Below are 5,302 nucleotides of genomic sequence, written 5' to 3' on the forward strand. Positions count from 1 at the left end.
CTGATATATAGTTTGAATGTAAACAAAAATAAACAAAAAAGAACATAATAGAACAAAAACAAAACATTTCTATTATTTTCACTAAGGAGGATTAGATATGAATAAAGAAGAAGTGAGCATGGTAGGTTTCGAAATTGTTGCATTCGCCGGTGAAGCACGTTCAAAATTATTACAAGCTGTTAATGAAGCAAAAAAAGGCAACCTAGATGCTGCAGAAGGACTAGTGAAAGAGGCGAAGGAAAGCTTAACAGAAGCACATAATTCCCAAACCCAAATACTAGCAGCAGAGGCTGGCGGGGAATCCATTGAGTTAGGCTTTATTATGGTACATGCCCAGGATCATTTAATGACTACCTTACTATTAAGTGATATTGTTGAACATTTAATTGACATTTATACGAAGGGATGATTATTTATGAACTCCATGATGAATTCCTTAATTACACAAATAGAAAAAATGAAACCTTTTTTCGAAAAGGTTTCTCGGAATATCTATTTAAGAGCGGTTAGAGATGGCTTCATTTCTGGAATGCCGATTGTCTTATTCTCAAGTATCTTTTTACTGGTAGCATACGTGCCGAATATTTTTGGTTTTTATTGGAGCAAAGAAATTGAAACAATATTAATGAAACCGTATGCATATTCAATGGGAATATTGGGCTTAGTTGTCGCGGCTACTACAGCAAAACATTTAACTGACTCATTTAATCGGGAATTGCCAAAGAATAATCAGATAAGTAATATATCTACGATGCTAGCGGCTATTGTTGGATTTTTGCTGTTAGCTGCTAATCCAATTGACGGTGGTTTTGCAAGTGGATATATGGGATCAACCGGATTACTTACAGCATTTATTACTGCTTTTACTGTAGCTAATATTTATAAAGTATGTATCAAAAATAACGTGACAATCAAATTACCTGAAGAAGTTCCGCCAAATATTGCCCAAACGTTCAAGGATTTAATTCCATTTGCAGTTACAACGATCCTCTTCTGGCTTTTTGACCTGGTATTTAGAAGCTTTTTCGAAATAAACTTTGCACAGGCAGTTATAGAATTCTTCAAACCTCTCTTTTCAGCGGCTGATGGTTATTTAGGTCTCACGATTGTTTATGGTGCGATAGCATTATTCTGGTTTATCGGCATACATGGCCCTTCAATTGTAGAACCAGCTGTTGCGGCAATTTATTACGTTAATATTCAAGCAAACCTACAAATGTATCAAAACGGGGAACAAGCAGTAAATATTTTAACACCTGGTGTTCAACAATTCGTTGCTACTTTAGGCGGAACTGGCGCAACTTTAGTTATTACTTTAATGTTCGCTTTCTTAGCAAAGTCAAAACAACTAAAAGCTGTTGGTAAAGCTTCTTCCATCCCGGTTCTTTTTGGTGTCAATGAACCAGTATTATTTGGTGCACCGATCGTTCTAAATCCCGTTTTCTTTGTACCATTTATACTTGCACCGATTGTAAACGTTTGGCTTTTTAAATTCTTTGTTGATGTTTTAGGTATGAATTCATTCATGTATGTCTTGCCTTGGACAACTCCTGGTCCACTTGGAATCATCATGGGTACTGGATTTGCCGGTTTTGCCTTTCTCTTGGCCATTCTATTATTAATAGTAGACTTTCTTATTTATTATCCATTCTTCAAAGTTTACGACAAGCAAAAGATTCAACAAGAACTTGAAGAAAATAATCATCCTGTCAAAGAAGTAATTGCTCCGAAAAGCGAAACAGTTGTACTTGAAGTTAAACAAGACATAATAACAGATGAGAAAAATGTTTTAGTCCTTTGTGCAGGCGGTGGTACAAGCGGATTATTAGCTAATGCCTTAACAAAGGGTGCAAAAGAATGTAATGTTTCTATTTCAGCTGCGGCAGGAGCCTATGGATCACATAATGATATTTTGAAAGATTATGATTTAGTTATTTTAGCTCCACAGGTTGCATCAAACTATGAAGTGCTAAAAAAGGATACAGATCGTTTAGGAATCAAATTGGTATCTACAGGTGGTAAAGAATATATAGATTTGACTAGGAATCCTGAAAAGGCATTAGCTTTCGTATTAAGCCAATTAGCATCATAAGAGGAGGATATTAAATTGGAACATATCAAAAAACAAGCATTTCCTAAAGACTTTTTATGGGGAGCGGCTTCTGCAGCTTATGAAATAGAAGGTGCATGGAATGAGGATGGGAAAGGTCCTTCAGTTTGGGATGTCTTTTCTCATATTCCCGGCAAGACACTAAAAGGAACAAACGGTGATGTTGCAGTTGACCATTATCACAGATATAAAGAAGATATTCGTTTAATGGCTGAAATGGGTCTGAAAGCGTATCGATTCTCTGTAGCATGGAGCCGGATTTATCCTAAAGGGTACGGTGAAGTGAATGAGAAAGGACTTCAATTTTACGATGATATTATTAATGAATTAATCGCCAATAAAATTGAACCTGTATTAACCATCTATCACTGGGATATCCCTCAAGCTCTAATGGAGGAATATGGAGCATGGGAATCAAGAAGGGTCATTGAGGATTTTAAGAACTTCTCCATTACCTTATTTAAACGGTATGGAGACCGGGTTAAATATTGGGTTACATTAAACGAACAAAATGTCTTTATTGGTCACGGATATGAGGCCGGCATCCATCCGCCGGGTGTACAGGACAGAAAACGAATGTATCAGGCTAACCATATCGCGAATCTTGCTAGCGCAGCTGCTATTAGTGTATTTCATGATTATGTACCAGATGGAAAGATTGGTCCAAGTTTTGCTTACTCGCCATACTATCCATTAGATTCTAAGCCAGAAAATGTATTAGCAGCAGATGAAGCGAATGATTATAACAATTATTTTTGGATGGATGTCTATGCGTTTGGCAGATATCCTAAGAGAATGTGGCGATACTTGGAGGAAAATGATTTACTGCCTGAATTTGAAGAAAGTGATTGGCAGTTACTTGAGAAAGCGAAACCAGACTTTATGGGAGTAAACTACTACCGGACAGAAACAGTTGTTGCCAATCCACTTGATGGAGTTCAAATGAACCATGCATTTAATAACACGGGTGAAAAGGGAACAACTCCTGAGAAAGGGGTTCCTGGCCTGTACAAAATAGTAAAAAATCCGTTTACAGATGCAACAAATTGGGACTGGACCATTGATCCAACTGGTTTACAAGTAGCAATTACCAGAATTACAAGTCGATACAATCTTCCGGTTCTTATTACAGAGAATGGATTAGGGGAATTCGATACGGTTGAAGATGGCAGAATTCATGATGACTATCGAATTAAATATTTGCGTGATCATGCGAAGGCGATTCAAAACGCTATTGCGGATGGTTCCGAGGTGATTGGCTATACACCTTGGTCTTTAACAGATTTACTCAGCTGGTTAAATGGTTATCAAAAACGATATGGATTTATATATATTGACAGAGATTTTGATGATAACGCATCAATGGAGCGTATAAAAAAGGATAGCTTCTATTGGTATAAAGAAATCATCAAGTCAAACGGGGAAAAATTAACTTCTGATGTTCAAGCATTAATTTCAGAAGGGTTAGCGAAGTAATTTCATTAGAAAATTTTTATAAACAGAAAACAAAAGTGAACTGCTCCCCGTCAAGTAGACAGGGCAAATAATGAAAACCAAACTAGGCGGCTTGAGACCTGTATTCGACAGGGCTCAAGCCGTTTAGCCGTTTCTGGAAACGGTCATGGTTGTAGAATGTGTAGTGCAAAATAGGAGTGGTTCTTACGCAATGTTGGTGAACGATGACGAGGCTGGGACATAACTAGCCGGCTTTAGAGCTTTTTAAGAAAAAGAGGGGTCCGGTCACCGATTTTCGGTGGCCGGACCCCTTCTTTGCACTTCCCCCGATGCCTTTGGCGATGAACTTCCGTAGGTTCACCGCCATGAGGGCGAAGCCGAGCTCGCGTTTCACGCGCTGTTTTCCCCTGACGGAGAAGCGGGTGAAAACCAAATTGGCCTTCAGATATCCAAAAACTGGTTCCACGTCCGTCTTGCGTCGGGCGTAGAGGGCACCGGTTTTCTCATCCGAAAGCAGCGTTCTCATCATATGCTTTTGTTCTTCCCAGGCCCCGTTCACGCTGACCTGGCGGTGTCTCCCCGGTTCGGCCTTCGTGCACAACTCTCGGAACGGGCAGCCGTCGCAGCTCTCGCACTCGTACACACGGAAGTCGCGGGGGAAGCCGTCCCGGTCGGTCCTTTGGGACTCATGGCTGAACGGGAGCCGTCTCCCGTCCGGGCACGTGAACGTGTCGGTCTCGCCATCGTACGCCCAGTTCGCGGTGTTGAACGGGTCCTCGCGCCATTTCTTCTTCTGTTCCTTCCGGTACATCGTGTGCGGGATCAAGGGCAGGCGCCTCCGGCGCTCGAGGATGTCTGTGTAGTTCGGCTGGCTCCCGTATCCCGCGTCGGCGACGATATGGGCGGGCAGGTCGAGGAACGTTTCGACCTCGTCGAGGAACGGGATCAACGTCTTCATGTCGGTCGGGTTCGGATAGACGTCATAGGCGAGCGTGTACTGACCTTCGGTTGCGATCTGGACGTTGTAGCCGGGCTTCAGTTGGCCGTTCTTCATGTGATCCTCTTTCATCCGCATGAACGTCGCGTCCCTGTCGGTCTCCGAGTAACTGTTCCGTGTGCCGAAGATGGCCATGTGCTCCTCGTATCGGCGTTTCCGGGCGGCGAAATCGGCGGCCTGTTTGTGGAGACGACGGGGCACCTTCCGTTCCGCACGCAATCGTTTCCGTTCGGCGACGTCGGTCGTCGAGGCGATCTCCTCGTCGATGGCCTCGATCTTTTCTTCGAGTCGTGCGGCGACCTGTTCGAGTTCTTGGACCGAGAGCGCGTCCGGGCTCTCCCGTTCGATTTCGGGGATGACCTGGTCGGCCATCAGTTCGTCGTACAGTTAGTTCGACTTCTCGACGAGATGGCATCTGAAGGCGACGAACGCGGCCTTCAGGATCGGGGCGACGGCCGGGTGGACGCGGAAACGGTTGATCGTCCGATAACTCGGCTCGTGGCCCTGGGCGAGCCACATCATCCGAAGGCTGTCCTTGAGTAGGCCTTCGATCTTTCGGCCCGAGAAAGCAGACTGCGTGTAGGCGCAAAGGACGATCTTCATCATCATGCGCGGATGATAGGCCGGGCAGCCCGTCGTTCGCCAGAACGGCTCGAAGGCCTCGTCGGGGATCTGTTCGACGAGGTCGTGGACGGCGAAGGCGATATCGTTTTCCTGGAGACGGACTTCTAAATCTAGGG

At 43.6% G+C, this 5,302-nt stretch carries 3 protein-coding genes and 2 pseudogenes; 3 read left to right on the forward strand and 2 right to left on the reverse strand.

The genetic code is table 11. The features are described from left to right. Positions 1–97 precede the first annotated feature (97 nt). The 3 genes from DPV68_RS14735 to DPV68_RS14745 are packed head-to-tail and all read left to right on the forward strand — an operon-like array spanning position 98 to position 3,586. On the forward strand, positions 98–409 hold the full coding sequence (locus DPV68_RS14735; RefSeq protein WP_114167511.1) for a PTS sugar transporter subunit IIA: 312 nt from the start codon (positions 98–100) through the stop codon (positions 407–409). Between the two features lie 18 nt (positions 410–427). Next, entirely contained in the window at positions 428–2,092 is a 1,665-nt protein-coding gene (locus tag DPV68_RS14740; protein WP_232819671.1) for a lactose-specific PTS transporter subunit EIIC, read from the forward strand. A gap of 15 nt (positions 2,093–2,107) precedes the next feature. Then, positions 2,108–3,586 carry a glycoside hydrolase family 1 protein gene (locus DPV68_RS14745; RefSeq protein ID WP_114167513.1) on the forward strand — a complete coding sequence of 493 codons (1,479 nt, stop codon included), beginning with the start codon at positions 2,108–2,110 and terminating at the stop codon, positions 3,584–3,586. Between the two features lie 82 nt (positions 3,587–3,668). Here DPV68_RS14745 and DPV68_RS14750 read toward each other — a convergent pair. Both DPV68_RS14750 and DPV68_RS14755 read right to left on the reverse strand, forming a co-directional pair. Then, a pseudogene (locus tag DPV68_RS14750) lies at positions 3,669–3,752 on the reverse strand (IS3 family transposase); the annotation flags it as partial. Positions 3,753–3,809: 57 nt separating this feature from the next. Continuing rightward, positions 3,810–5,302: pseudogene (locus DPV68_RS14755) on the reverse strand (IS1182 family transposase); the annotation flags it as partial.

This window comes from Exiguobacterium sp. TNDT2 (assembly GCF_003331145.1).
Taxonomy (GTDB): Bacteria; Bacillota; Bacilli; order Exiguobacteriales; family Exiguobacteriaceae; genus Exiguobacterium.

Bases quoted from the DNA above. Each gene is read 5' to 3' on its own strand.
- DPV68_RS14735 (WP_114167511.1), top strand. From the start codon at position 98: ATGAATAAAGAAGAAGTGAGCATGGTAGGTTTCGAAATTGTTGCATTC.
- DPV68_RS14740 (WP_232819671.1), top strand. From the start codon at position 428: ATGAATTCCTTAATTACACAAATAGAAAAAATGAAACCTTTTTTCGAA.